Genomic DNA, 24,057 nt, shown 5'->3' on the forward strand with positions numbered 1-24,057 from the left:
CCCCTTTATTTGGCGTGAGCACCGCAGCCTAAGCAGATTTAGCTAGCTCACACCGACCGGGTCAGCCCACCATCCACCTTGATGTTCTGGCCCGTAATGTAGCCAGCTCCATCCGACAACAAGAACGCAATCGTCGCCGCAATTTCCTCGGCTTTGCCATAGCGTCCCATAGGCACGCTCTCTCGCCGTTCTTCGGTTGCAGGCAGGCTATCAATCCAGCCAGGCAGCACGTTGTTCATGCGTACATTCTTGGCTGCATAGCTGTCCGCAAAAATCTTGGTGAAGCTGGCCAGCCCGGCGCGGAATACGGCGGAAGTAGGGAACATCTCCGCAGGCTCAAACGCCCAGGCTGTAGAAATATTCACAATAGCCCCGCCACCTTGCGCGGCCATAATGGGGGCCACCAGTCGTGCGGGACGTACGGCATTCAGAAAGTAGACGTCCATGCCTGTGTGCCAGTCTTCGTCGCTGATCTCCAGAACCGGGCCTCGCGGGCCATGTCCGGCGGAGCTGACCAAGGCGTCGATACGCCCCCAGCGTTGCATGGTCAGGTCCACCAGTCGCTGCAAGTCCTCGTTGGATTGATTCGATCCTGTCAGACCTATACCGCTTAACTCTTTTGCCAAGGCTTCGCCCTTGCCGGAGGAGGACAGGATGGCGACGCGGTAGCCATCTTGAGCCAGCCTGCGGGCCGCTGCGGCGCCCATGCCCGAGCCGCCTGCGCTAATAAGTGCTACTTTTTCTACAGTCATGAGAGCCTCCGTGTGTTGAGATTGGTACTATTATTTCAGCCTAAAGCAGAAAAATCATGCGATAAATAAGCCCTCAAGGGTGTAGAAAAACTACTGACAGAATATGACCAAATCTCGCCGCTCCTTGCCTCCGCTCAATGCCTTGCGTGCTTTTGAAGTGTCTGGCCGTCGTTTGAGTTTCCGTGCCGCAGCGGATGAGCTGGGTGTGACTCAAGGTGCTGTCGCCCAGCAAGTCCGGGCCTTGGAAGAACATCTGGGGCTGGCGCTGTTTCAGCGTCATCCGCGTGGCTTGCAACTGACTTTGGCGGGCGCTGCCTATCTGGCCGAGGTAACTCGTGCTTTCGATACCCTGGCGGAGGCGACAGGGCGTTTGTTGGTGCGACCCGATTCGGTGACGATCAGTGTGACGCCTACCGTTGCTGCCAAACTATTGATCCCTCGCCTGGGGGATTTGCAAGCGATGTTGCCTGATGTGGAGTTGCGCACGGTAGCAACCGAAGCCTTGTCGGACTTCGAGCGTGATCAGGTCGATATCGCTGTACGCCTTACTCGCCCCCCGTTTGCGGCGGACCTGGAGGCACAGTTGCTGTTTCGTCAGGATTTAGTGGCTGTGGCCAGCCCCCAATTAGTGGGTAATGCCGCTCTTCCTTTGTCGTTGGAGCAGTTACGCTCTCTGCCCTTATTGCATGATGCGCAAGGTCATTGGGCTACGTTTCTGAAAACCAGTGGCAAGTTACCGGGGGCGGTATTTAATCAGACAACATTGGCTTTGGATGCGGCGATCGCGGGTCAAGGTGTGGCGTTGGCGTGCAAGGCTTTTGTGGCGACAGACCTGGCAACAGGCCGCTTGGTGCAGGTGGCGGAGGCGGGGACTTTGGGGGCGGATTTCTACTTGGTGCGCAAGCGCTCGGTATCGGCCCGAGAGTCTGTTGAGGCTGTTTGGGATTGGTGTCTGCATAGACTGTTGTTGCCTCAAGATCTGGCTACTCGGCGATTTGAAGCCGGAGGCGCTAGAGACTGCCCGGTTTATCGTTGATCGTAATAGTGAACTTAGGCATTCAGTAAAAAACACTTACAATCGTTCTTCCCCTGTTGATGCTTCACTGGCTTGATGACGGTGGCCAGGCGCAGGAATTCCGTTTTCTTTTTCTACTTCTTTCTATGGTCGCTTCCGTTCTTGTTGGCATGCTGTGCGCACATCTTTTGTGCTTCTCAGTCATGTTCTTGTTGATCAGCCGACGCTTGCCTGACAACCGGATGGGGATGGATTTCTTTGCGGCAGGTAATCTTTTGCTGGCCTTGGCCTACATCCTGCAACTGCTGGAGGGAGGCCCGGCCTGGAGCTTGCTGAGTGTCATCAATCACAACCTGACGCTGGCCTCACCCATTGCCTATTGGCTGGGTGCCATGCGGTTTTTTGGGCGGCCGGTTCCGTTGTGGCGCCCCTTGATTCTGTTTTTTGTGGCCTATGGTCTGCTGCAATGGATGGTGCAGTGGGGCCTGGGGCCGACAGCCCGTTATGCCATGTTGGCGGCAATGGCGTCTTTGCTTTTCTTGGTGATGACGATCACGGTTATTTATGGGGTACGCACGTTTGCCAAGGACCTGCACGGGGAGATGATTTTCTTCGCCTTGCTGATTGGCGGGATCTGCATTCTTAACGCGCTCAAGTTTCTGAAAATCTTGGATGGCGGTTTGGATGCGCTGCAAATGGATAGCCGTTTCCAACTGGTTTTCTACATCTATATGTCTACGCTGGCGACGATAGTGCCGCCTTCGATTGTCTGGTTGGTGCTGCGACGGCTGACGGATGATCTGCGTAATCGGGCTGCGCGCGATCCTATGACGAATCTGTTCAATCGTCGGGGTTTGATGGAGGCGCTGCACCTGTACTTCAATACGCGCAGCGCGGTCCCTGCTTATCTGCTGCTGATCGATATCGACCATTTCAAGAAAATTAACGACAGCTATGGGCATCAGGCAGGGGATGGGGTGATTTGCCATGTTGCAGACCTCTTGTCTTCCACGGTGCGTCGCGGGGATTTGACCGGGCGTATCGGGGGCGAGGAGTTCGTGGCTATTTGCCTGGAGACCGATGAAGTCGGTGTCTGGCGTTTGGCCGAGCGTTTGCGCACCAGGCTGAAAAATGAAGTGATCAAGCTGCCAGGTCTGGAGCAGCCGTTACATTGCACGATTACGATTGGGATTTCACCGGCGTTTCATGGTGCGCAAGGCTTGGAGGACGCGTTGCGGCAAGCGGATGTGGCGCTATACAAGGGTAAGGCGGCGGGGCGGGATCGAGTTGAAGGGGCTCCCGGCGTGGGTAGTAGGGATTTGGTTCCTATGCCTCAATCTGCTCTGGTGGAATAACAGCCGGACGAGGGTAGTAAGACTGTGGCAAGGGAGCAGGCCACATCCCCCGGATGTGGCCTGCATGGAGTTCAGGGCACGGCGCTGTGTATGCGTTTTAAAGAAGCTCCTAAGTGCGCACAGAGCTCCTGCCTGTACTCATCCTCTTGAAACCGTGTTCGTGTCCCCGACAGCCCCAAGGCCCCCAGCAATTTCCCGTCGCCACTGAACACCGGCACCGCCAAAGCAGCCAGTTCCGCCACGCGCTCGCCCAGGGACTGGAAAACCTTGAACTCATAATCCTTGGGGCGGCCATCGCTAAACTCCGTCAGCACATGCCCGCTGGCGCCTGTCATGGGCAGGGTATCCCCCGTACACAAACGGTGCCCCACATCCCGCCATCCCATGGCGACCGCCACACACAAACGCTGCTCGCCACTGCAATTGAAAAACGATGCCGTCTCGCCGGTTTGTTTGGCCAGCCAATCCAGCTCCGGCTGCATGCTGCTGGCCAGCCAGTTGTCCATGCTCAGGTTGCGGGTGATGACGGCCAGCGCATAACCAAAGTAATACAGCTGCCGACCATCCCGCCACACAAAGCCTTGTTGCTCCAGGGTCCGCAGCAATCGCAGGGCGGTGGCCTTGTTTAAATCACTGCGCTGGGCGATTTCCGTCAGGCTCAGCCCTTCTTGCTGCCCCAGGGTGCGCAAGATTGATAGACCGCGTTCCAAAGCCGCGACACCAGCCGGTGCAGACTGTTTTTGTACGGCTTGTTCAGGACTGTCCTTTCTTGACATCACCCAACTCCTCTGATAGATTTTTATGAAAATAATACACGAGTTTCATCTGATGAAACTACGGCAAAAAACTGCCCAGGGGACAAAACAATGGCCAGCACAACGCAGGCGGACCTACGCTACACATTTGAGCAGTACGCAGGCTGGATTCAACAGCCTTTGACCAAGCCTTCCACCGCCGAGCAATGGGTACAACGTTTAGCAATTAACGAAGCGGAAATCCAACATTTTCTGCAATTGCCCCTCAGCAAGGCACAGCCTTATCAGGCTCGTCCCGCGCAGATCAAAGACGCGCAGGGCACAGTAACGCGTGCGCAGTTCAGTTTGCCTGCCATTGCTCTTGAACCGGAGCAGGCTTTGCAGCGTGCCAAGGATCTGAATCCTGACTTGCACTTGTTTACCGCCTTGGCGCAGACAGCGCCAAACGGGCAGGCGGGGTATCTGCACAATCTGCCCATTGCGGTTAAAGACATGACGGCGGTTGCGGGGTTTGCGGTCACGGCGGGTAGCGCCTCGGGGGATGTTGAGCCTGTGACGCAGGATGCCTTGAGCGTGGCCCGTTTGCGTGCCAAGGGGGCCGTGGTGATTGGCATGGCCAATCAGCACGAGATGGCTTTTGGGGCCAGCAGCAACAATCCTCGTTATGGCCGTGTGATCAATCCTGCTTCACCTGAGCACATTCCCGGCGGTTCCAGCGGTGGTTCTGCCGCGATTGTGGCTGCGGATGTGTGCCGCGTTACCTTGGGCACTGACACGGGCGGGTCTATCCGTTTGCCTGCTGCTTGCTGTGGCGTGGTGGGTTTTAAGCCTACCTACGATAGCGTGCCGCGTGACGGGTCTATTGATGTTGCGCCCAGCCTGGATCATCTGGGGCCCATTGCCAAGTACGTGCAGGACTGCGCTCTGGTGTATGCCGGGCTGCTGGATTTGCCGCAAGAGCCGGACTGGGCAGTAGACAATCTGGACGGTATTCGCGTGGGTCGCTTGGGGGGCTATTTCGCGGAGCCTTTGGAGTCTCAAGTGCTGCAAGCACTGGATCAGGCTTGTCTGGGTCTGGAAAAGGACAAAGCCAGCGTGCAGGACATTCTCTTGCCCGAAGCCCATATGGCGGCCGCCTTGCAGTTCATGATCATCACTTCCGAGGCCACTGCGTCCTACACCGACCGCCTTCAGGAAAAGCCCGAGCAGATCAGTGAAGAAATCCGTATCCGGCTGGAGATTGGGCACTTTCTGCCTGCTCCCTGGTATCTGCGCGCGCAAAAACTGCGTACTGAATTCAATGCCCGCATCGAGGCCCTGTTTGATCAGGTCGACATTCTGATTTGTCCGACCATGCGTTGTCCGGCTCCGAAAGTCGGCGCGACGCAAGTGCAGATTGGTCATAAAACCTACCCTCTGCACACGGCTGTCACGCAACTGACCATGCCTTTTAGCTTGTCGGGTTCGCCTGCCATCTCCATTCCTTGGGGCGTGGCGCAGGACGGCGCACCTATCGGGCTGCAATTGATTGCCAAGCAGGGGGATGACTGGCGTTTGCTGGCCGTTGCCCAACGCCTGGAAGCCGCCGGGCATGCCTTGTTCGGTAAAAACTAAAACGATTCGCTGCAGAAACTACCTCTACCACCAGGAAAAAAACCATGTCTTCACATCGCATTTCTCCTTTGCGTTGCGCGGGGCTATTCGCCCTTGCCCTGACGCTTGCGCCTGCTGCTCATGCAGCGGATAAATTCCGGATCTCTCTGGATACCAACCCCAACCACGTGCGCAATAAAGGCGTGGAAGTCTTTGTGGCCGAGCTGCAAAAAAGAGTAGGGGACCAGTTGGTGGTCGAGGTCTACCCCAGCGCCCAGCTGTTCCGTGACCGTGATGTGCCTAAAGCCTTGCGCCAGGGCGCGATTGAAATGGGCTTGCCCGGCACCTGGCAGCTGGAAGGCAGTGAACCTAGTGCGGCGGTTACGGCCTTGCCCATGTTCTACGGCGTGGACCCCGAGATCACCCACCGTTTGATGGATGGCAAGCTGGGAGCCTTGGTCAACCAGAAAATTGAAGACCGCTTGAAGGTGAAAGTCTTGGGTAACTGGGCGGATGCCGGTTCCATCCATTTCTACACCACAGGTAAAGAAGTCCGTTCCTACGACCAACTGCAAGGCATGAAAATCCAGTACTCGGGTGGCACGACTTTCTCGGCCCGTATCGAAGCGCTGGGCGGTGTGCCGGTGATGATTCCTTTCTCCGACTTGCCCATGGCCATGAGCCAAGGCGCCATCGACGCCATTGCCAGCAGCCGCGAGGGTGTGCGTACTGCCAAGCTGTGGGACTCGGGCCTGAAATACAGCTTTGACGATTACCAGATGATGGCGCAATACGTGCCTCTGGTCAGCGAGCGTTTCTGGAAAAAGCAAAGCCCTGAAGTTCAGGCTGCGATTACCGAAGCCTGGCAAGTCGCGGTGAAAGAGCAGCGCGATATGGTCAAGCAAGTCGAGCTGGATGCAGCCAAGACCTTGCAGGAGAACGGGATTCAGGCATTCAGCCCGGATGAAGCCGCCCGTACCGAAGCGCGCAAGAAGCTGAGCCAGTCTCAGGACGCGTTGGTCAAAGCCATGAAGATTGACGCCGAGGCCGAGCAGTTGGCCAAGCAAGAACTCCAAGCGGCCAACGTGGACTTCTAAAACAAAAAAGGCGTGAGCATGTCCAATACCTGTACCAATAAGGACACGCCAGCCTTGGGGGAGGCCACGCCTCCCTCCGCGCTGCAGCGAGTCGAAGATGTGATCGTGGGTTTACTGGGACTACTGGCTGTACTGGTCTGTTTGTATAACGTCATCCTGCGCAACACCAGCAGCAGTCACGCCATTACGGCCAGTGATGAAATCCAGGTGTATCTGATTATCTGGGCCGTGTTCTTGTCCCTGGGCGTGATTACGGCGCAAGGGCGGCACATCAAGGCCGATATTGTTCTGAACTATTTGTCGCCCAGCTTGAAGCACAAGGCGTTTCTATTTACCTATGTGCTGGGCCTGCTGTTCTCCATGTTGATGAGCTACCTGGGTGTGCAGATCACCATGGAAGCCTATGAGTTCGGTGATGTGTCCTCGACCAGCTTGCGCTTTCCGCTGTGGATTTACACCGCAGCCTTGCCGGTAGGCATGAGCCTGATGAGCCTGCGCTATCTGCTCCTCTTGTTCCGCTGCCTGCGCACGCCGGCAGGCCAGGAGATGCAATCATGATCGGGATTGTGTTTCTGGGTTTTCTGGCCTTGCTGGCTATCGGTGCACCTATCTTTTTGGCGTTGGGTACGACGGGTGTAGTGCTGTTCTATCAGGATGATGCTTTGCTGTCCTTGGCACAACGCCTGATTGATGAGCTGAACTCCGTGCCCTTGCTGGCTGTTCCGTACTTCGTCATTGCCGCTACGTTCATGGAGCGTGGGGGTATTGCCCGTGCCTTGGTCGATGCGGCTCAGGCCTGGGTGGGGCAGATTCGTGGGGGCGTGGGTCTGGTCGGGATTACCGCCTGTGCCTTGTTCGCCACCATGTGCGGGTCTTCGGTGGCCACGGCCATTGCCATGGGCACCATCCTGATTCCCGCCATGCTGCGTAGCGGTTACTCCGGTGGCTTTGCTTCTGGTGTAGTGGCATCGGCTGGGACTTTGGGCATTCTGATTCCGCCGTCGCTGGCCTTTGTGATTTACGGTGTGCTGGCGGATGTGTCGATTCCCCGCCTGTTCCTGGCAGGCGTCATCCCGGCGATTTTGCAGATTGTGATGATCTCGGGCTACATCATCTGGTTCAGCCGCAAGAATAATTACGCCATTGATAGCAGCACCATCAGCCGTGGTGAAAAGCTGCATAAAACCTTGCTGGCCTTGCCGACCCTGTTGATCCCCCTGATCGTGCTGGGTGGCTTGTACGGCGGTTTCATGACGCTGTCCGAGTCCGCAGCGGTCTCGGCGGTAGTGGCTTACTTTCTGGCGCTGTTTGTCTACAAAGGCATTACCGTCAAAGAGACTTTTGCGGTGCTGGCAGTGGGTGTGCGTAACGCCGCGGTGATCATGATTATTGTGGCGGTGGCCTTGCCATTCGGTCACTGGATTACCGAAAGCGGTTTGGGTGCCAAGCTGGTGGGGCAACTGCATGACTGGGATATCAAGGGCTGGCAGTTCCTGCTGTTCCTGAACCTGGTTCTGCTGTTCCTGGGCATGTTCCTGGAAGTGCTGTCGGTCCTGATGATCATGATGCCGCTGGTGCTGCCTTTGCTGGAGCCGCTGCAAATCGACCCTATTCACTTTGGTGTGCTGGTGGTGGTGAATATGGAGATTGCGCTGCTTAGCCCGCCTTTGGGTCTGAACCTGTTTGTGGTGTCGGACATAGGTAAAGTGCCTTTGTCGCAAGTGATACGCGGCACGACACCGTTCTTCCTGATCCTATTGGTATTGCTGGTCATGGTCACCTACATTCCCATCCTGTCCACCTGGCTACCAGAATTGCTGATGCCTACGATGTAATTAAGCTCCCATCACAGGCCCTGCCTAAACCGCAGGGCCTGTGTGTTTTTGGTCTTCCTGATGCAAAGGGCTAAACTGGCCGCACTTCTGGTGCAGCAGCACCCAGCTTTTTACAGGAAAAAAATATGAGCACACCGCTTCCCTGTCCTCAGTGCACCTTGGAAAATACCTACCATGACACGGAGCAATGGGTATGTGCCGATTGTGGCTATGAATGGCAAGATGCGGACCCGGTCGCCGAGTCTGAAACCGATGGCGATGAGCTCATCGTTAAAGACAGCAATGGCAATTTGCTGGCCGCTGGCGATGATGTGATTCTGATCCGCGACTTGAAGGTCAAAGGCTCCAGCACCTTGAAGAAAGGTGCCAAGGCCAAAGGCATACGCCTGGTTCGTGGCGACCATGAAGTCGATTGCAAGATCGATGGCATCAGCTACTTGCTGAAGGCCATGTACTTGAAGAAAGCCTAAGCATTCAGACTTGGGATTTGAAAGCGCAGCGTTGATACGCTGCGCTTTTTGCTTTCTGCGCACGGCTTTTTGTAGCGGAGAAGGGGTGATCGGTGTATATAATAATGAGAATGATTATTAATTAGATGCTCACCTGATTGTCTCTCTATGTCCAAGCTGACGGCGGCGTTCCTGACCCATTACCCGGATTTGATCCGCTATCTGCGCAGGCGTACTCATTGCTCTGAACTGGCGCAGGATTGCGCGCATGACACCTGGCTGCGCTTGCTGGAGAAGGGCAAGCAGGTCACGGCAGACAACCACCGGGCTTATGTGTTCAGAGTGGCCGCCAATATTGCGGCGGACTGGTATCGGCGTCAAACGCGTGAGCAGGCTGCTTTCGATGGCTACGCCTTGAGTGTCGCCCATCACCATGCCCCGGATACGTACGAGGAAGTGCTGGCCAAGGAAACCTTGCAGCGTTTGGAGCAGGCCTTGATGGCTCAATCTCAACGTAGTGTGCGGATTTTCATGATGCATCGCTGTGAAGAGATGAGCTACGCGCAGATCGCCCAGAAGTTGTCGGTATCCGAGAGCACGGTTGAGAAACATATGATGCGTATTTTGCTGGTGGCGCACCAAGTCTTTAATTCCGCCGCATGAACGCGCAGCCAGATTCGGCCTGGAGCCGTGTAGACGAAGACGCCGCCCGCTGGGTGGTGCGCAAAGAAGGCGCCAAGCTGGAGCCGGATACCCTGGCCCAGTTCGACGCCTGGTATGAAGCCGATCCTTTGCATGCTCAAACCTACGATGCCTTGGCGGCCAGTTGGCGGCGACTGGATCAGGTTTCAGTGTTGCCCATCGCCCGTAAAAAGAGAAAGTCCCGTGTCAAAGCGCTGGCCAGTGCCTGTGTCTTGATGGGGGCGTCTTTTTACGCCTGGCAGATGTTTGAGCTGCAAGGCTCGATCCGCAGCGGGGTGGAGATTACTCAATTGAGTCTGCCTGACGGCTCAGTGGCGATTCTGGACGCGCAGACTCGTGTGCGTCTGAATTTTGAAAATGGCCAACGACAAGTCAGCGTGGAGTCGGGGCGTGCCTTCTTCCAGGTGGTGCCTGTTTCGCCCCAGACAGGTCCGTTCACCGTGCAGGCCGGTCCGGCACAGGCGACGGCTTTGGGAACGCGCTACGAGGTCAGCCTTAAGGATCAGGTCAGCGCTGTGGCGGTGTATGAACATACCGTGCAGGTCCAGTGCCAGTCTTGTGATACCTCCCAGCCAGTGATCTTGCAGCCGGGGGACAGCGCCACGGTAGCGGGCGGGCAACTGCGGGCGCAGTTGGCTCAGTCTACGGCTTCCACACACGCGGAAGCGGCACCGGCCTGGACCAATGGTTTGCTGAGTTTTGATGATGTCAGCCTGCGGGAAGTGGCCCGTCAGTTGGGGGAATACACACACCGAGTGATCTGGATTGGCAACGAGCAAGCCGGGTCAACGCGAGTGTCCGGTGTGGTGCAAGCGACTCGTCCAACCGCTGCCCTGAACTTGCTGACTGTCGGCCAAGGCTTGCAAATCAAGGAGTTACCGGGGATTATAGTTATTTACTAATGATAATTATTATCAATTAAAAAATACGATGGCAATCAGGGGTGAGGGGAGAGGGGTAGCACAGCGTCCTGAGGGTAGTTATTTACATAGGATGCTCAATCATGAAGTGCGCTTTGCAGGACACGCCGTCCCTTTTTGCCTTGCGCAGGCAAGTTCGCCCCGGCGTGGCAACCGACTCTCTTTCTTCTTCCCAAGGCTCGCGCTTTAAGCAGGGGAAAGTGGCTTTATTGATGGCCAGTGTTTTGCTGCTGATACAGCCCATGCAGGCATACGCTGCCGGGCCTATGGTGCTGAATATGGCGTCGCAGCCCTTGGCTGATGCACTCTTGCAGATTGGCCGTCAGGCCCAGGTGGAGATCGCGTTTTCACCGGGGCAGGTTCGGGAAAAGCGAGCCGTGGCCTTGCAGGGCGAACTGACCGTTGAGCAAGCTTTGGATACCTTGTTGACCCCTTGGGGACTGGCGGCCAGAGCCCAGGGCGATCAGCGCTATACGATTGTGACGGCCCCCGTTGCCAAAGGCTTGTCCGTGCTGGAGCCCGTCCGTGTACAAGGCCAGCGTGTTGGTGAACGCAACTATTCCCGTGAGGAACTGGATCAACGCGCGGCGGGTAATCGTGATCTGTCCAGCCTTCTGGCTGATAACCCGGCTGTGCGTCAGAACGAGGCCGCAAAAACCAGTGCCAACCGTGGTTCTCTGGCGCTGGAAGATATCAGCTTCTACGGGGCCAGCCCTTTCCAGAATCAGTTCCAGATTGATGGCATCAGCTCCACCAATCAGATTGATCCTGCCAGCCGCAATTTGAATTTGCAGGTGGGCAATGTGCCCGCCTACGCCCAGGCCTACAACCTGGACACGAATATGCTGGAAAGCGTGACGGTGCTCGATAGCAGCATTCCAGTGGAATATGGCCGCTTCACCGGGGGCGTGGTTGATGCCAAGGTGCGTGATCCCAAGGGCGATAACAGCTTCCGCGCGGACTTCAGCTACAACTCCTCCGGGCTGACCTCCCAGACTGTGCCAGAAGAGCAGAAGAAAAAGTTCGGGGCAGGCGAGCCGGGTTTTACCCCTGCCTGGACCAAGCGTTTTTCGTCCGCCATGCTGGATGTGGGCATTACCGACAATACCGCGGCCTTGATCAATGTGTCCCGGCGTGAATCCAGCATTGATCGCACCATGCGCGTCATGCACGAGAAGGAGTTCACCGATGTGAATACGAACTCCAAAGACCGTGTCGATAATGTGTTCGCCAAAGTCCATACCCGTTGGAGTGCCAGCACGGACTCTGCCTTGACCTTCAAGTACGCGGATCGGCGCGAGGATCTGGTGGATTCCGGCATCCTGGCCAATCGGGTGCAGTGGCAGCATCAACAAAAAGCCTATGGTCTGGGCTTTGACCTGAACCATGACTTTGGTTGGGGGCAGGGGAGGGTGCAGTTGGGTTACGACCAGATGAACAGCTACCGTAATTCCGACGGCACGGAATATATGGTCAATATGGTGTTTCAACCCGATGGCCGACCCGACTACACCTATATCAGCGGCGGTTTCGGGCAGGAGTCTACCGAGCAACGTAACCTGACCTTGAAGTCCCGACTGGAGTTCAAGCCTTTCCAGACGGGGGCAATCGAACATACACCTTATGTGGGTTTCGAGCTGGCTCATACCAAGGGAGAGTTTGTCCGTGACCAGGACGCCTATGGTGGTAATACCCGTCACTTCAGCAATGGGCAGCCAGACAAGATCCAGACCTTGAACTATTACCGTGCTGGCGAGGTGGGCGTCAGCTATACCAATGCGTCCATTTACGTATCGGATCGCATGTCCTGGCAGCGTCTGGCCCTGACTACGGGCTTGCGTATGGATAGGGACAACTACTTTGGCAACACCAATCTGGCCCCTCGTACCTTGCTGGAATGGGATGTGCTGGGAACGGGTGAAACCCGTCTGTCGGGTGGCTGGTCGCGCTATTACGGCATGGATATTCTTGGCATCGCCATGCGCGAACGCAAGAGTCAACTGCACACCTTGCTGGTGACGGGCGGCAATCCGGTAGACCGTCCTTCGCATACGGCCTACAAGCTGGATGGCCTGAAAACCCCGTATGACGACGAGTGGGCCTTGCGCTTGCAACAGCAGTTGTCGAGCACGGTGGCTGCCGAGCTGGCTTATGTGCGCCGCTATGGTCGTCAACAAGTCTCTATCGAAGGGCTGGCGAAGACGGGCTACACCTACACCAATAATGGCAAGTCCAAAACCGATGCCATTACCTTGAGTTTGAAAAACACGGCTCCCTGGACCTTGGGCGAGAGCTTGTGGACGGCGCGGGTGGATGTGACCTATCAGCACAGCAAGCGGAACAACAAGCTGGCCGACGGCTACGACGGCGAGGCGGAGGCACAGGAGGAGAACATCTATTACAACGGCGACCTGATACGCCGTGGTGATCGTCCAGTGGGGGACTACAACCTGCCTTGGCGAGTCAGCGCTGGTGTGACCGGCATGTGGGCGCGTTATGGCTTGCAGATGAACAACCGGATCAATTGGAACAGCGCCCGCATGGATGTGCACTATGTGGGTCTGAATAGGGGCGATGGCTTGGAGAAGTACGAGTCCGGTCGGGTTGGTTCCTACTGGACCTGGGATATGCGTCTGGACTGGGAGCCAGCCATGCTTAAAGGTCTGGGCCTGGGGCTGGATGTGCTGAACGTGCTGGACAAGCAAGCACCCGTGGTGGTCTCGACACCGACCTCCGTGCTGAATCCGAACCTTTATCGCACAGGACGAGAGTTGTGGCTGCGCGCTTCCTATCGATATTAAAAAGGGGGCGAGCTGGCGCAAGTTTGCTGATGGCGGCACTGACAACAGTGCTGGCAGAGGCAGCTTGCGCGGTGGGGGGATTGGAGACAGGAGCGGACCAGAAGCTTGGCTCAGGTGTAGCTTCTGCTTCTGTTGCTGCTCCTGTGGTCACTACGGGGCCTTTCGCTTTGGAGGCAACAGAGCCATCCTGTGGAGCTAAGGACATGCTTGAGGCCAGGTGTCTACGTACCCTCTATAAAAATGTCCCCGCTCAATGGCCTGCGCCCACCATTGATCCGGGGCAGTCCTGGCAAGAATGGGGGCCCGTGCCTGGGCCGGGCTCCAGCGCCCAGCCCGAGGCGGCGGAGGATGCCAGGAATACGCAGATCGTCTCCTTGGGCGCCCGACTGTTTTTTGACAAGCAGCTGTCGCGTAAAAAACAGATCTCCTGTGCGTCCTGTCATCAGCCCGACAAGTCCTTTACCGATGGCAAGGCGTCAGCGGTAGGGGAGGATGGTTTGATGGGCAAGCGCCGTACTCCGCCCTTGTTTGCTGCGCCTTTCGCCCAAGATCTGTTCTGGGATGGCCGTGCACGAACCTTGCAGGAGCAAGTCGTTGGCCCCATAGAAAATCCGGTAGAGATGAACCATGCCTTGAGCGACTTGATTCCGCGCTTGCAGGAGTCAGGGGACTATCGAGAGGCATTTCAACAAGCCTTTGGCGCATCCTCATCCAACCCCATCGACGCTGAGCGACTGGCCCGAGCCTTGGCCGCCTATGTCGTCACTATCCGCCCGCCAACAACGCGCTTTGATGACTTTATCGCCGGGGATACGGCTGCCTTGAATGACCAGGAGCTGATCGGCCTGCACCTGTTCCGTACCAAGGCGCGCTGCATGAATTGCCATAACGGTCCCATGCTGACGGACAACGATTTTCATAATATCGGTCTGTCTTTTTACGGACGCCGCTTGCAGGATCTGGGGCGATTCGAGTGGACCCGAAACCCCGCTGATCTGGGGCTGTTCCGCACTCCCAGCCTGCGCAATGTTGCCAAGGCTGGCCCCTGGATGCACAACGGCTTATTCCCCAGTCTGGATGGCTTGCTGCGCATGTACGATGTGGCGATGGGGCCGGCCCCTAAAGAAACCGGCCCTTTGGTGCCGCGCAAATCGGAACGGATCCGGGAACTGCACTTGAGTGATGAGGAAATCCAGGCTTTGCTGGCCTTTTTACGAGTCTTGTAGCGATTACAGCGGTTCAGACCTGATGGCTTGGCGCATAAAAAAACGATAGTGGCGGAACCACTATCGTTTTTAATTTTAACGGAGTGAGTGCCGCTTTACTTCAGGCAGGCTTTGATTTTTTCCAGATCTGGGCCCTCAATAGGACGTCCCAGGTTAAAGGGCATGGAGGTCTCGCGCCAGTCCTTGTAGTCGTGCAGATACTCCATCTGGCTGGCATATACCTTGGCAGCATCGGGGTTGCTGCAGGCCATGGAAATCATCACCTCGTTGGTGACTTGCTGAATGGTCTTCAGGCTTTCATCATCCATGCGGTGGATTTCCACGCCAGCTTTCTGAAAGGTGCGCAGACCTTCCGTCGCTTTTTTCTCTGTAAAAGCGATGGACCACATCATAGTGGCGTCGGCGGCAATTTGCAGTTTCTCCTTGGCCGAATCACTGAGTGCATCCCAGGCGGTTTTATTGATCATGACGCCAAACACGGAAGCGGACTGGTGCCAACCCGGCGTGGTCCAGTGCTTGGTGACCTGATGCAGCCCGGCAGAAACGTCCACGTTCGGAGTGGAGAACTCGGCTCCCTCGATCACGCCACGCTCAAGCGATTGATACAGCTCCTGACCCGCCATGGACACCTGCGTGCCACCAATTTTTTCAAGCACCTTGCCTTGTTCCAGACCAGAGAGACGCAGGCGCTTGCCCTTGATTTCTTCCAGGTTGCGAATCGGCACATTGGTATGGAAGCCGGATTCGTTATTGGTGATGGCGTAGGGGAGGTACACCATGCCGTACTTGCCGTAGATCTCGTTATAAAGTTCGGCGCCACCCCATTCCTTGATCCAGTTTGCGTAGTCAACCGCGTTGAACAGGCTGGAGTGTGTTCCTAAAGGGGAGAAAGCCGGGTTGCGGCCGGCCCAGTAGCCCGGCCAGTCGGCCCCGGCCTGGATGGTGCCGGATTCGACCGCGCTGAATACTTCGCCAGTCGGCACCAGGGCGCCACCTTCGTAGAATTCGATTTTCAGCTCGTCACCGACCAGCTTGTTGGCCAGCTCCACCCACTTCTTGTCCAGTTCAACCAGCTCGATGGAGGCGGGCCAGGTACTGGTCATGGTCCACTTTTGTGCTGCCTGGCTCAGGCCGCTCATGCTCAGCAGGGCAAAGCCGGTCAAGGCGAAGAGTGCCTTCTTTGTTAGCTTCATGGTGTCTCCTTGTTTTATTTAAGTTCCGTACAGGACGGTGGGTAGCCAAGTGGCCAGGCCAGGGAAAATGGCCAGCAAGATGCACATCAAAATAATCAGGCCAATGAATGGAACCACCCCGCTGATGATCTCCATGGTCTTCACAGATTTAGGCGTGATGGCCCGCAAATAGAAAAGGGCGTAACCAAAGGGCGGGGTCAGGAAAGAGGTTTGCAGAACAACGGCGACCAGAATGACAAACCAGAGCAGGCTGATGCCCATTTCCTGCACAATCGGCAAGAGAATCGGGAAGGACAAGAGGACAATACCGGTCCAGTCCAGAAAGCAGCCCAGTACAAAAATAATCAGCAGCATGACCACAATAAGCAGCCAGGGCTCCATATCCAGGCCACGCATCAGGTCTTGTGCTGCGCCTAAACCGCCGGTGATATTAAAGACGCCAGTAAAGGCGGTTGCACCTACCACGATAAATAAAATCATGGAGGAAGTACGGCCTGTTTCGTAAAGCGCATTCAGGAAAATGGACCATTTGAATTTGCCCCGGAAAATAACGATCAGCAGGGACAGCAATACCCCAATGGCCGAGGCTTCGGTGGCCGTTGCAATACCGGCCAGCATGGAACCCAGAATGCCCAGAATCAGAAAGATGGGGGGCACGGCTTCCACCAGCAGCATGCGGATCAAGGCGGGCCGGGAGATCTTTTCATCGGGTTCCACGGACGGGGCGCGTTCTGGGTGACGCCAGGCAATAAACACGACCCACACGGCATAGAGCAGGCCCAGCAGTACGCCGGGAATCAGCGCGCCGGCAAACAACTCACCGATAGACAGCGGGGAGTAGCTGGCCATCAGAATCAGCATGATGGATGGTGGGATCAGAATCCCCAGACAGCCCGAGGCTGCAATCACCCCTGTGGTGAGCTTGGGGCAGTAGCCGTATCGCAGCATGGGGCGCAAGGCCATCATGCCGGTGACCGTAATGGAAGCACCGATAATGCCGGTGGTGGCGGCCAGCAGAATGGAGATGAACACCACCGCCAGCGCCAGCCCGCCACGAACGCGCGACATGAGCAGGCGCAAGGCCTCGAACATTTTGTCGGTTACTTCGGAGTCAGACAAAAAGCGCGCCATCAGGATGAACAAGGGGATGGCGATCAGCGTGTAGTTGTCCAGGACATCGCCGTAAATGCGGTTGACCACAATGCCCAGCACCATGGGCTTGCCCGCGACCAGCGCACCGATAACGGCTGTGCTGCCCAGAACAAAGGCCAAGGGATGGCCCATGAACAGCCCCAGCAACAGCAGGCCACCCATCACCAATGCAATCAGTTCAGGCGTCATGGCGGGGGGCTTCCTTCTGAATCAGCAAACGGACGACTTCAGCAATGCCTTGCAACAGCAGTAGTGCAGCGGCAAGAACCATGGACATCTTCAAGGGATAAACGGGCAATTGCACCGCGCCGTAGGTGGTTTCACCTTGAGCTAAGGAGCGCATGGCGAAATCGTAGCTGCGAGTCAGAAATACCCAGGCAAAGGGGAAGAAGAAAATCAGATAGCCCGCAATCTCGGTCCATTTGCGGACAGTGGGGGGAAAGCGGTTGATTAGCAGATCCACCCGGACATGGGCCTGGTGTTTAAGCGCGTAGGCACCCAGCATCAGAAAGTAAAACCCATACAGCTGCTTGGTGACGTCAAAAGTCCAGCGAGTGGGCTGATTCATCACGTAGCGCATGAACACTTCGTAAATAATGATGGTGGAGAAAATAATGGCGATAAAGGAGATGAGCCTCCCTATCCATTCATTCGTTGAGTCGATTAGACGCAAAACCATGCTTGTCCCTTATGTTCGTTTTTATGGGCGACATCTCTGTTTTAGTCTATGAGCAAGATCGGGACGGTCACAACTTGGGTTTACCCTTACGTCAACCTGAAATGAATAAATTAGGGTAATAAGGCGTAAATAAGTGTGATTCTCTTGGGGAATCGTGCTGGGGAAGGAGTTGAAAGCCTGATTTTCGGTTGAGCAATCTGCATTAAAAAAGCCACCCGCTTGGGTGGCTTTTTGCAGTCGGGCTCCAGCCTCGTTCCAGTTCTGCTGCCCAAGGACAGCGAGTTGAAGTGTTGCCAGTGTGTGCCAGCCAGGTTTTGTAGAACGAGGCCAGACCCGACTGCTACAACACGGTTCTTGGTAGAGCCGTATTGTGCCCATCACAACTTAGCGTACGCTTTGCGCCGCCAGGCCCAGGGCCAGATCCTGCTTCATGCGTTTCTTGTAGAAAGGCAGGCAAATGAACAGGGCCAGGAACCAGAATGGCGTGGCGATCAGACCGATCAGGGTTTCTTCTTCCTGGCTGAACAAGTACAGCGCAAAGGCAAAGAAAGCCAGGGTCAGGTAGCACATGGGAATCGCAAAGGGCATTTTGTAGCTCGATGCGGCATGGGCCTCGGGGCGAATGCGACGGTACTTCAGGTAGGTGATCAGAATTACAGCCCAGACAAAGATAAAGCAGATGCTGGCCACGGTGGTCACGATGGTGAACACACGCATCACGTCGCCTTCTGCGTAAAGCAGGAACAGGCTGGACAGCAAAAGGGCGCAAGAATAGATCAGACCATTACGGGGGGTGCCGTTACGCGACAACTGGCTGAATGCTTCGGGAGCCAGCTTGTTCTTGGACAGACCGTACAACATGCGGCCAGTCGAGAACATGCCGCTATTGGCGGACGACAGGGCCGAGGTCAGCACCACGAAGTTGATGATGGCTGCAGCGGCACCCACGCCAATCAGCAAGAACATATTTACAAACGGGCTCTTGTTGGGCGCAACAATATCCCAGGGGGTGACGGTCATGATGGCGGTAAGTGCCAGCACGTAAAACACAATCACGCGAACGGGAATCTTGTTGATGGCTTTGGGCAGGTTCTTGGCAGGGTCCGCTGTTTCAGCAGAAGCCGTACCCACCAGCTCAATCCCCACGAAAGCAAAGATGGCGATCTGGAAGGCGGCAAAGAAACCATGCAGGCCATTGGGGAACATGCCACCGCGATCCCACAAGTGGGTCAGGCTGGCTTTTTCGCCGGTCGGGCCGACAAAGCCGGTGAACAGCAAGTAAGCACCCACACCAATCAGGGCCACAATGGCGATGATCTTGACCAGAGCAAACCAGAACTCCAGCTCGCCAAACAATTTGGCCGACAGCAGGTTAAAGATCAGCAAGAAGGCAATGCATGCCAGGCCGGGTAACCAGAGCGGAATGTCCGGCCACCAGAATTGGGTATAGCCGGTAATGGCGACAATATCCGCAATACCAATCACTACCCAGCAGAACCAATAACTCCAGCCCAGAAAGTAGCCCATGGTGGGCCCGAGAATATCGGCGGAGAAATCCACAAAAGATTTGTATTCCAGGTTATGCAGGAGCAATTCCCCCATCGCCCGCATAACAAAAAATAAAAAGAACCCGATGATCATGTACGTAAACAAGACCGAGGGTCCGGCCAGGCTAATGGTGCGGCCTGATCCCATAAATAGCCCTGTACCGATAGCGCCTCCAATTGCTATCAGTTGCAGGTGCCGGTTTTTCAACGAGCGCTGCAGTCCAGATGAATGTTGCTGAGACACACTGTTCTCCTAATTTTTTTTCGTTCAAATGCGTAATTATGACTGTGCTGCGAGAAAACAAAGGGCACAACCCGTCCTCAAGGACGGTTTTCTTGATGCCGATCTAAATATGATGTGGAGCGCACAGCAGTCCTCCTTGTTCTGACGACATGAAATGTCAAAACAGACCTGTGTGCGAATAAATATGGGAATAGGGTAGTGGTGTGCCAGGCGGCCAGAAAAGGCACCTGACTATCTGCTCATAAATAGGCTCCGGACGAATAGGTGAACACAGGCCATCTGGCCTCTGTACCCCCTCTGTCCGTTTACCTGAGAGCTTATCCATCGGCGGGCGATGGTCCCCTTCGGTGGGCACTGATGTGCCTCTCTCCAGAACGTCAAGGGTTCAAGATTCTTTTGCCTGAGAGATTCCGGGGTCGTTGCTCCGTCGGCGCTTCATCAAAGTGAAGACTCTCACCTGAACCGTTATTGACGCCGCTATTGTATAGACAGGCAAAAAGCGATGACTACTAGCGTTAACCTGTAGGCTTTTAATGAGAATAGTTCTTGTTTGTTGAGCGCTTTTGTGGCTGGAGAGTCAGCGTAGGGGGAGCCGATGCGCGTGATGAAAGCGGTGGCGCCGGTTCCCGCCCAGCGCCTGTGAAGGGGCAATGTTTTTGGCATGGTAGCTATTCCGGGATGCTTGAGCGTTGAAACAGAAATCGGCGGGTACCAGCCTACAATATCGGCTGTCTGGCAATTTTTGTACCCTGCGATATGGTCGAATCGATTCTGCAACTTATCGAGCAACACGGTCTGTTGATCGTGTTTTTCAATGTCCTGGTGGAGCAGGCGGGCGCGCCCATTCCTGCCTATCCGGTGCTGGTGGTAACGGGTGCCTTGCATGAGTCGGGCGGCTACAGCTTGTGGAACTTGCTGGGTTTTGCCGTACTGGGCGCGATGATTGCGGATTACGGCTGGTATCTGGCCGGGCGACGCTATGGTGGCAGGCTGCTGGCCTTGTTGTGCAAGATTTCTCTGTCGCCGGATTCCTGTATTCGTCAGACTGAATCCATTTACATGCGTTGGGGTGCACCGTCCTTGATGGTGGCCAAGTTCGTTCCGGGCTTTGCCTCGATTGCCAGTGTGCTGGCCGGTACGGTGGGTACACCCAGAAGAAGCTTCCTGTTTTACGACATCATCGGGGCTGCGGTCTGGGCGGGATCTGCCGTCTTTCTGGGTTCCTTGTTCAGCTCGGCGGTGGATGAGCTTTTGAATGTGCTGGTCAGCCTGGGTGTGGTGGGCGGAATTCTGCTGGCGCTGGCCTTGGCCGTGTTCATTGCCAAGAAATGGTGGCAGCGTCATCGCTTCATCAAGTCCTTGTGCATGGAACGTGTCAGCGTGCAGGAGCTGCATCAGATGCTGTCTTCGGAATCGCCCCCCACGATTGTGGATGTGCGCTCCACCCTGATTCAGGCGCAAGGACGCATTCCGGGGGCGATCAGTCTGGCCTTGGGCGAGGCCACCTTGAACCTGATTACCGACGGGGAAATTATTGTGTATTGCGATTGTCCCAACGAGGTATCCGCGGCCCTGGTGTCCAAGCGTTTGCTGCAAAGTGGCTATAGCCGGGTGCGTCCTTTGGAAGGCGGACTGGAGGCCTGGCGGGCCGCCGGTTTTGATATACAGCGCGGCCCCGATCAGCCCGAAGCGGCCCTGTAAAGGAAAATGGCAGACATGGTTTGATGTCTGCCGTTTTGCCAGAAGAACGCTTGATACCGCGCTTTAGTGACGTGCCTGCCGGTGAGCGTGAGCCAGGGCTGCGGCCACCGCCAGCCCGCCGATCACACTGATATGGTCTTGCACCAGAGCCTGTTCCAGAAAGGCCTCTAATCCCTGCATTGCCCAAAACCGATGTGCGAGGGGAATCGTGGACAAGGTAAAGACACCAAGCATCAGCGCCCCCAACCAGGCCAGACGACTCGCGCTGATAATCAGCCAGCTGCCCAGCAGTTGAACTGCAATAGTCAGCACCGCAAATAAAGCCTGGGGCTCCAGCCCGAAGTGGGCCATCTCTCTTTTTGCCGCGCTGAAGTCCCAAACCTTGTTCACGCCGCTCCACCAGAAAATGTAGGTCAGGAGCAGAGTAGCCAGCACAAAATACACTCGTGAACGCAGTAATTCTTGTATGACGTGGTTCATGATGCCTCCTCCTTGGGTGGGGCGTTCAGGGCTTGTGTACGGATGCTTCCAGCGTGGAGCGTGCTACGGCCAGTGTCTGCTGGCTCAAGACCAGCCCAGCCATGACCAGTGCCACTCCCACCAGTTGCAGCGTGGTGGGCCAGACTCCCTTGATCAGCGCGTCCAGAATAAAAGCGGTCACTGGCACCAGCAGCATGAAGGGGGCAACGGTGACGGCACCCAGCTGCTTGATGGCACTGAACCACAGCGCGAAGGGGCCCGCAGTCAGTACAGTTGCCAGCAGGAACAGGCCCAGCCAATGCACAGGAATCAGCTGGCTTGGAATGTCCTGAGTCAGCAGCACAATCACGCTCAATTCCACACCGGCAATCAGCAGCTGCCAGCCGGTAAAGCCCAGCAACGGGATAGGTGGCGCGCCCCATTTGTTCATCAAGACCCCACCTGTCGCAATGGACAACATGCTGCCCAAAGCGGCGGCAATGCCGATCAGATCCAATGTGGCCTGGCTGGACAAGACCACCAGTGACACGCCCAGTGCGCCCAATAAAACGGCACCAATGCGCGTCAAGGCTGGGCGAGCACGCAGAATGCCCCAGGCGATAAATATGGTGGCTAGCGGCGTCAGCGCCTGAAAGATGGCAGCTACGCCACCGGGCAGACGGGTTGCAGCGATAAAGAACAGACCAAAGAACAGGCCGGTGTTCAGAGTGCCTAGCACGGCCAGGCGTCCCCACCAGGCGCGGGGCGGCAGGCTGCGTACCAATGCCAGCAAGACGACGGCACCTCCCAAAGCCCGGACCGCCGCCAGGAACAAGGGGTTAGGTGGCAACCAGGTCGTGGTCAGAATGTAGGTAAAGCCCCAGAGAATAGCGGCGGTTGCCGCGGCCATTTTGGCGTTCATGTCGATGCACTCCCCATCATGAATAGTTGGATGAAGAGACTATAGAAGTGCAACGATGGCTTGAATAGATAAGAATATGGCCATCAGCGTTCCATAATTAGAACGACTGGGCAATGGCTGGCTTGGGGTGATTTGCAGCGCGGATTTACGAGGAGGGCGCATGCAAAATAGTGACGAATTCCTGGCCCAGAAAGTCCAGCAGGGCACGGACCGCAGGCACCAGCCCCCGGCGTGAGGGAAAGACTGCATGCACCACGCCGGAGCGGGGATTCCAGCCGGGGGCCACATCCACCAGCCTGCCGTCCCGCATATACGGGGCAATCAACATGGCCGGCATCTGAACCACGCCAATCCCTTGCAAGGCCGCTTGCAGCAAAGTCATGCGGTCGTCACAGACCAGACGGGGCTGGTAGGGCACTTCCATCAGGGTGTTTTCTGCGGTTTGCAGCTGCCAGGTGGGATTGCGTTGCAGATGCTCGTCGCTCAAGGAGGGCCAGCTACCTAGTTGGTCCAGCTTGGGCAGCCCGCCCATGCGCTCAATCAAGGCCGGGCTGGCCACCAGATACTGCGTGCTCTCGCCCAGGACTTTCATGACCAGGCCGCTGTCTTCCAAAGGCGGGAAGCGGACGCGCAGGGCCACATCAAAGCCCTCACGAATCACGTCCACGCGGCGGTTGGTGCTTTCCACTTCCAGCTTTACCTGCGGATACGCCGCCATATAGCGGGCCAGCAATTCATTGACTCCATAGTCCAGCAAAGCCAGGGGGCAACTGATGCGTACCGAGCCTTGCGGCTCGCTGCGATGGCGCTCGATGATGTCCTGGGCGGAGTCAGCCTCTACCAGCATGGCCAGACAACGCTGGTAGTACATCTGGCCGATTTCCGTGACGCTGAAATGGCGGCTGGAGCGCTGGATCAGGCGCACCCCCAGGGACTCTTCCAGAAAGGTGATGCGTCGGCTCAGCTTGGATTTCGGGATGCCCAAGGCTCGTCCGGCAGGCGCAAACCCACCGTGGTCCACGACCTGTACAAAGTAGTAAAGGTCGTTCAAGTCGCGCGTGGAGGGATGTTTGGTATCGGGCATGTCATTACATGGCGGGTGGAACCGGGCAGCTCGTATCGCCTTCTTCGCAGGACAGGTAGGTGTTGAAGTTCTTGATGCGGGCTTGGGTCAGTTCATTGCGGCAAGTGGTGATCAGCATGGCGTGAATACTGCCGCCTTGGGTGTTGATCGCGGCAAAGTCGCATTCCGCATCCCTGAAGCTGACCCAGGCACGTTGGGCGTTACGCAAGGCTTTGAGGGTGTCAGCATCATCTTTAAGACGATTGCCGATTTCCTTGTAGAGCTTGTTCAGTTCGGCGTCCGAGTTCTTGTACTCGTTGCTAAAGCACTGATTCATGGCGTTTTGATTGGTCATGCTGTCGCAGTCGGCCGCCTGAACGTAAGAGGCGCTTGCCATCAAGCTCAGGCCTAAAGCGATCAGGCCGGTGTTCAATGCTTTTTTCATGGGGTTCTCCGGGTGTGTGGGTGTTGAGAAGCGTATGAGTCTGGTTTGAGTCGCCAGGTGCAGCGCGTACTGCCTGTTTGCTTGGGGCAGGGTGTAAATCCTACTACAGAAGCGCGACAAGCCTGGTGCTTTGCAGGGCGACAATTAGGTTC

The 24,057-nt window shown here is 56.3% G+C and carries 22 protein-coding genes and 1 riboswitch; of the genes, 12 read left to right on the forward strand and 10 right to left on the reverse strand.

The features are described from left to right. Positions 1 to 47: 47 nt before the first annotated feature. Positions 48 to 752 carry an SDR family oxidoreductase gene (locus DUD43_RS06670; protein ID WP_153229645.1) on the reverse strand — a complete coding sequence of 235 codons (705 nt, stop codon included), beginning with the start codon at positions 750 to 752 and terminating at the stop codon, positions 48 to 50. 103 nt (positions 753 to 855) lie between these two features. Here DUD43_RS06670 and DUD43_RS06675 point away from each other — a divergent pair, with 103 nt between their 5' ends. Together DUD43_RS06675 and DUD43_RS06680 are read left to right on the forward strand one after the other, a co-directional pair. Further along, entirely contained in the window at positions 856 to 1,788 is a 933-nt protein-coding gene (locus DUD43_RS06675; RefSeq protein WP_153229646.1) for a LysR substrate-binding domain-containing protein, read from the forward strand. A gap of 125 nt (positions 1,789 to 1,913) precedes the next feature. After that, a complete protein-coding gene (locus DUD43_RS06680) occupies positions 1,914 to 3,122 on the forward strand; it encodes a sensor domain-containing diguanylate cyclase (RefSeq protein ID WP_153229647.1) in 1,209 nt (402 codons plus the stop codon). 71 nt (positions 3,123 to 3,193) lie between these two features. On the opposite strand, the gene DUD43_RS06685 is transcribed toward DUD43_RS06680, so the two are convergent. Then, positions 3,194 to 3,898, reverse strand: coding sequence for an IclR family transcriptional regulator (locus tag DUD43_RS06685; protein WP_086068937.1), 705 nt, complete (start codon positions 3,896 to 3,898; stop codon positions 3,194 to 3,196). A gap of 90 nt (positions 3,899 to 3,988) precedes the next feature. On the opposite strand from DUD43_RS06685, the gene DUD43_RS06690 reads away from it, so the two are divergent. The 9 genes from DUD43_RS06690 (at position 3,989) to DUD43_RS06730 (ending at position 14,500) form a co-directional block, all read left to right on the forward strand. Further along, the gene (locus DUD43_RS06690; protein ID WP_153229648.1) at positions 3,989 to 5,491 is read left to right on the forward strand and encodes an amidase; all 1,503 of its coding nucleotides are present in this window, start codon (positions 3,989 to 3,991) and stop codon (positions 5,489 to 5,491) included. Positions 5,492 to 5,535: 44 nt separating this feature from the next. Next, positions 5,536 to 6,567 (forward strand): TRAP transporter substrate-binding protein DctP, encoded by a 1,032-nt coding sequence (dctP, locus tag DUD43_RS06695; RefSeq protein WP_153229649.1) that lies wholly within the window; start codon positions 5,536 to 5,538, stop codon positions 6,565 to 6,567. An 18-nt stretch (positions 6,568 to 6,585) separates the two neighbouring features. Then, entirely contained in the window at positions 6,586 to 7,125 is a 540-nt protein-coding gene (locus DUD43_RS06700; protein ID WP_153229650.1) for a TRAP transporter small permease, read from the forward strand. Continuing rightward, a complete protein-coding gene (locus DUD43_RS06705; RefSeq protein ID WP_153229651.1) occupies positions 7,122 to 8,402 on the forward strand; it encodes a TRAP transporter large permease in 1,281 nt (426 codons plus the stop codon). The genes DUD43_RS06700 and DUD43_RS06705 overlap by 4 nt, the downstream gene beginning before the upstream one ends. A 125-nt stretch (positions 8,403 to 8,527) precedes the next feature. Next, positions 8,528 to 8,872: a zinc ribbon domain-containing protein YjdM gene (locus tag DUD43_RS06710; protein WP_042489141.1), complete on the forward strand. Its 345-nt coding sequence runs from the start codon at positions 8,528 to 8,530 to the stop codon at positions 8,870 to 8,872. A 147-nt stretch (positions 8,873 to 9,019) separates the two neighbouring features. Then, positions 9,020 to 9,514 (forward strand): RNA polymerase sigma factor, encoded by a 495-nt coding sequence (locus DUD43_RS06715; RefSeq protein ID WP_026484514.1) that lies wholly within the window; start codon positions 9,020 to 9,022, stop codon positions 9,512 to 9,514. After that, entirely contained in the window at positions 9,511 to 10,455 is a 945-nt protein-coding gene (locus DUD43_RS06720) for a FecR family protein (protein WP_153229652.1), read from the forward strand. The genes DUD43_RS06715 and DUD43_RS06720 overlap by 4 nt, the downstream gene beginning before the upstream one ends. A 101-nt stretch (positions 10,456 to 10,556) precedes the next feature. Then, positions 10,557 to 13,274 (forward strand): TonB-dependent receptor, encoded by a 2,718-nt coding sequence (locus DUD43_RS06725; protein WP_153229653.1) that lies wholly within the window; start codon positions 10,557 to 10,559, stop codon positions 13,272 to 13,274. A gap of 203 nt (positions 13,275 to 13,477) precedes the next feature. Next, positions 13,478 to 14,500, forward strand: coding sequence for a cytochrome-c peroxidase (locus DUD43_RS06730; protein WP_228125920.1), 1,023 nt, complete (start codon positions 13,478 to 13,480; stop codon positions 14,498 to 14,500). A gap of 95 nt (positions 14,501 to 14,595) precedes the next feature. Here the strand turns inward: DUD43_RS06730 and dctP (DUD43_RS06735) are convergent, their stop codons facing one another. The 4 genes from dctP (DUD43_RS06735) to DUD43_RS06750 all read right to left on the reverse strand — a co-directional run bounded on the left by dctP (DUD43_RS06735) (position 14,596) and on the right by DUD43_RS06750 (position 19,315). Continuing rightward, a complete protein-coding gene (dctP, locus tag DUD43_RS06735) occupies positions 14,596 to 15,693 on the reverse strand; it encodes a TRAP transporter substrate-binding protein DctP (protein WP_086060773.1) in 1,098 nt (365 codons plus the stop codon). A gap of 18 nt (positions 15,694 to 15,711) precedes the next feature. Then, positions 15,712 to 17,034, reverse strand: coding sequence for a TRAP transporter large permease (locus tag DUD43_RS06740; RefSeq protein ID WP_153229655.1), 1,323 nt, complete (start codon positions 17,032 to 17,034; stop codon positions 15,712 to 15,714). Next, a complete protein-coding gene (locus tag DUD43_RS06745) occupies positions 17,024 to 17,524 on the reverse strand; it encodes a TRAP transporter small permease subunit (protein ID WP_153229656.1) in 501 nt (166 codons plus the stop codon). Before DUD43_RS06745 ends, DUD43_RS06740 begins: the two co-directional genes overlap by 11 nt. 384 nt (positions 17,525 to 17,908) lie before the next feature. Further along, positions 17,909 to 19,315, reverse strand: coding sequence for an amino acid permease (locus DUD43_RS06750; RefSeq protein ID WP_042489114.1), 1,407 nt, complete (start codon positions 19,313 to 19,315; stop codon positions 17,909 to 17,911). A 378-nt stretch (positions 19,316 to 19,693) separates the two neighbouring features. Continuing rightward, positions 19,694 to 19,783: riboswitch (glycine riboswitch) on the reverse strand. 288 nt (positions 19,784 to 20,071) lie between these two features. Here DUD43_RS06750 and DUD43_RS06755 point away from each other — a divergent pair. Then, on the forward strand, positions 20,072 to 21,016 hold the full coding sequence (locus DUD43_RS06755) for a rhodanese-like domain-containing protein (RefSeq protein ID WP_153229657.1): 945 nt from the start codon (positions 20,072 to 20,074) through the stop codon (positions 21,014 to 21,016). Between the two features lie 63 nt (positions 21,017 to 21,079). Here the strand turns inward: DUD43_RS06755 and DUD43_RS06760 are convergent, their stop codons facing one another. From DUD43_RS06760 to DUD43_RS06775, 4 genes are all read right to left on the reverse strand, one after another. Next, the gene (locus tag DUD43_RS06760) at positions 21,080 to 21,496 is read right to left on the reverse strand and encodes a DoxX family protein (RefSeq protein ID WP_153229658.1); all 417 of its coding nucleotides are present in this window, start codon (positions 21,494 to 21,496) and stop codon (positions 21,080 to 21,082) included. A 25-nt stretch (positions 21,497 to 21,521) separates the two neighbouring features. Beyond that, complete coding sequence (locus tag DUD43_RS06765) at positions 21,522 to 22,397, reverse strand: DMT family transporter (RefSeq protein WP_153229659.1); 876 nt, start codon at positions 22,395 to 22,397, stop codon at positions 21,522 to 21,524. A gap of 145 nt (positions 22,398 to 22,542) precedes the next feature. Then, positions 22,543 to 23,481: a LysR substrate-binding domain-containing protein gene (locus DUD43_RS06770; protein ID WP_153229660.1), complete on the reverse strand. Its 939-nt coding sequence runs from the start codon at positions 23,479 to 23,481 to the stop codon at positions 22,543 to 22,545. A gap of 4 nt (positions 23,482 to 23,485) precedes the next feature. Continuing rightward, a complete protein-coding gene (locus tag DUD43_RS06775) occupies positions 23,486 to 23,905 on the reverse strand; it encodes a lysozyme inhibitor LprI family protein (RefSeq protein WP_153229661.1) in 420 nt (139 codons plus the stop codon). Positions 23,906 to 24,057: the final 152 nt, after the last annotated feature.

Origin of the sequence: Alcaligenes faecalis (genome assembly GCF_009497775.1) — a bacterium.
Classification (GTDB): Bacteria; Pseudomonadota; Gammaproteobacteria; order Burkholderiales; family Burkholderiaceae_B; genus Alcaligenes; species Alcaligenes faecalis_D.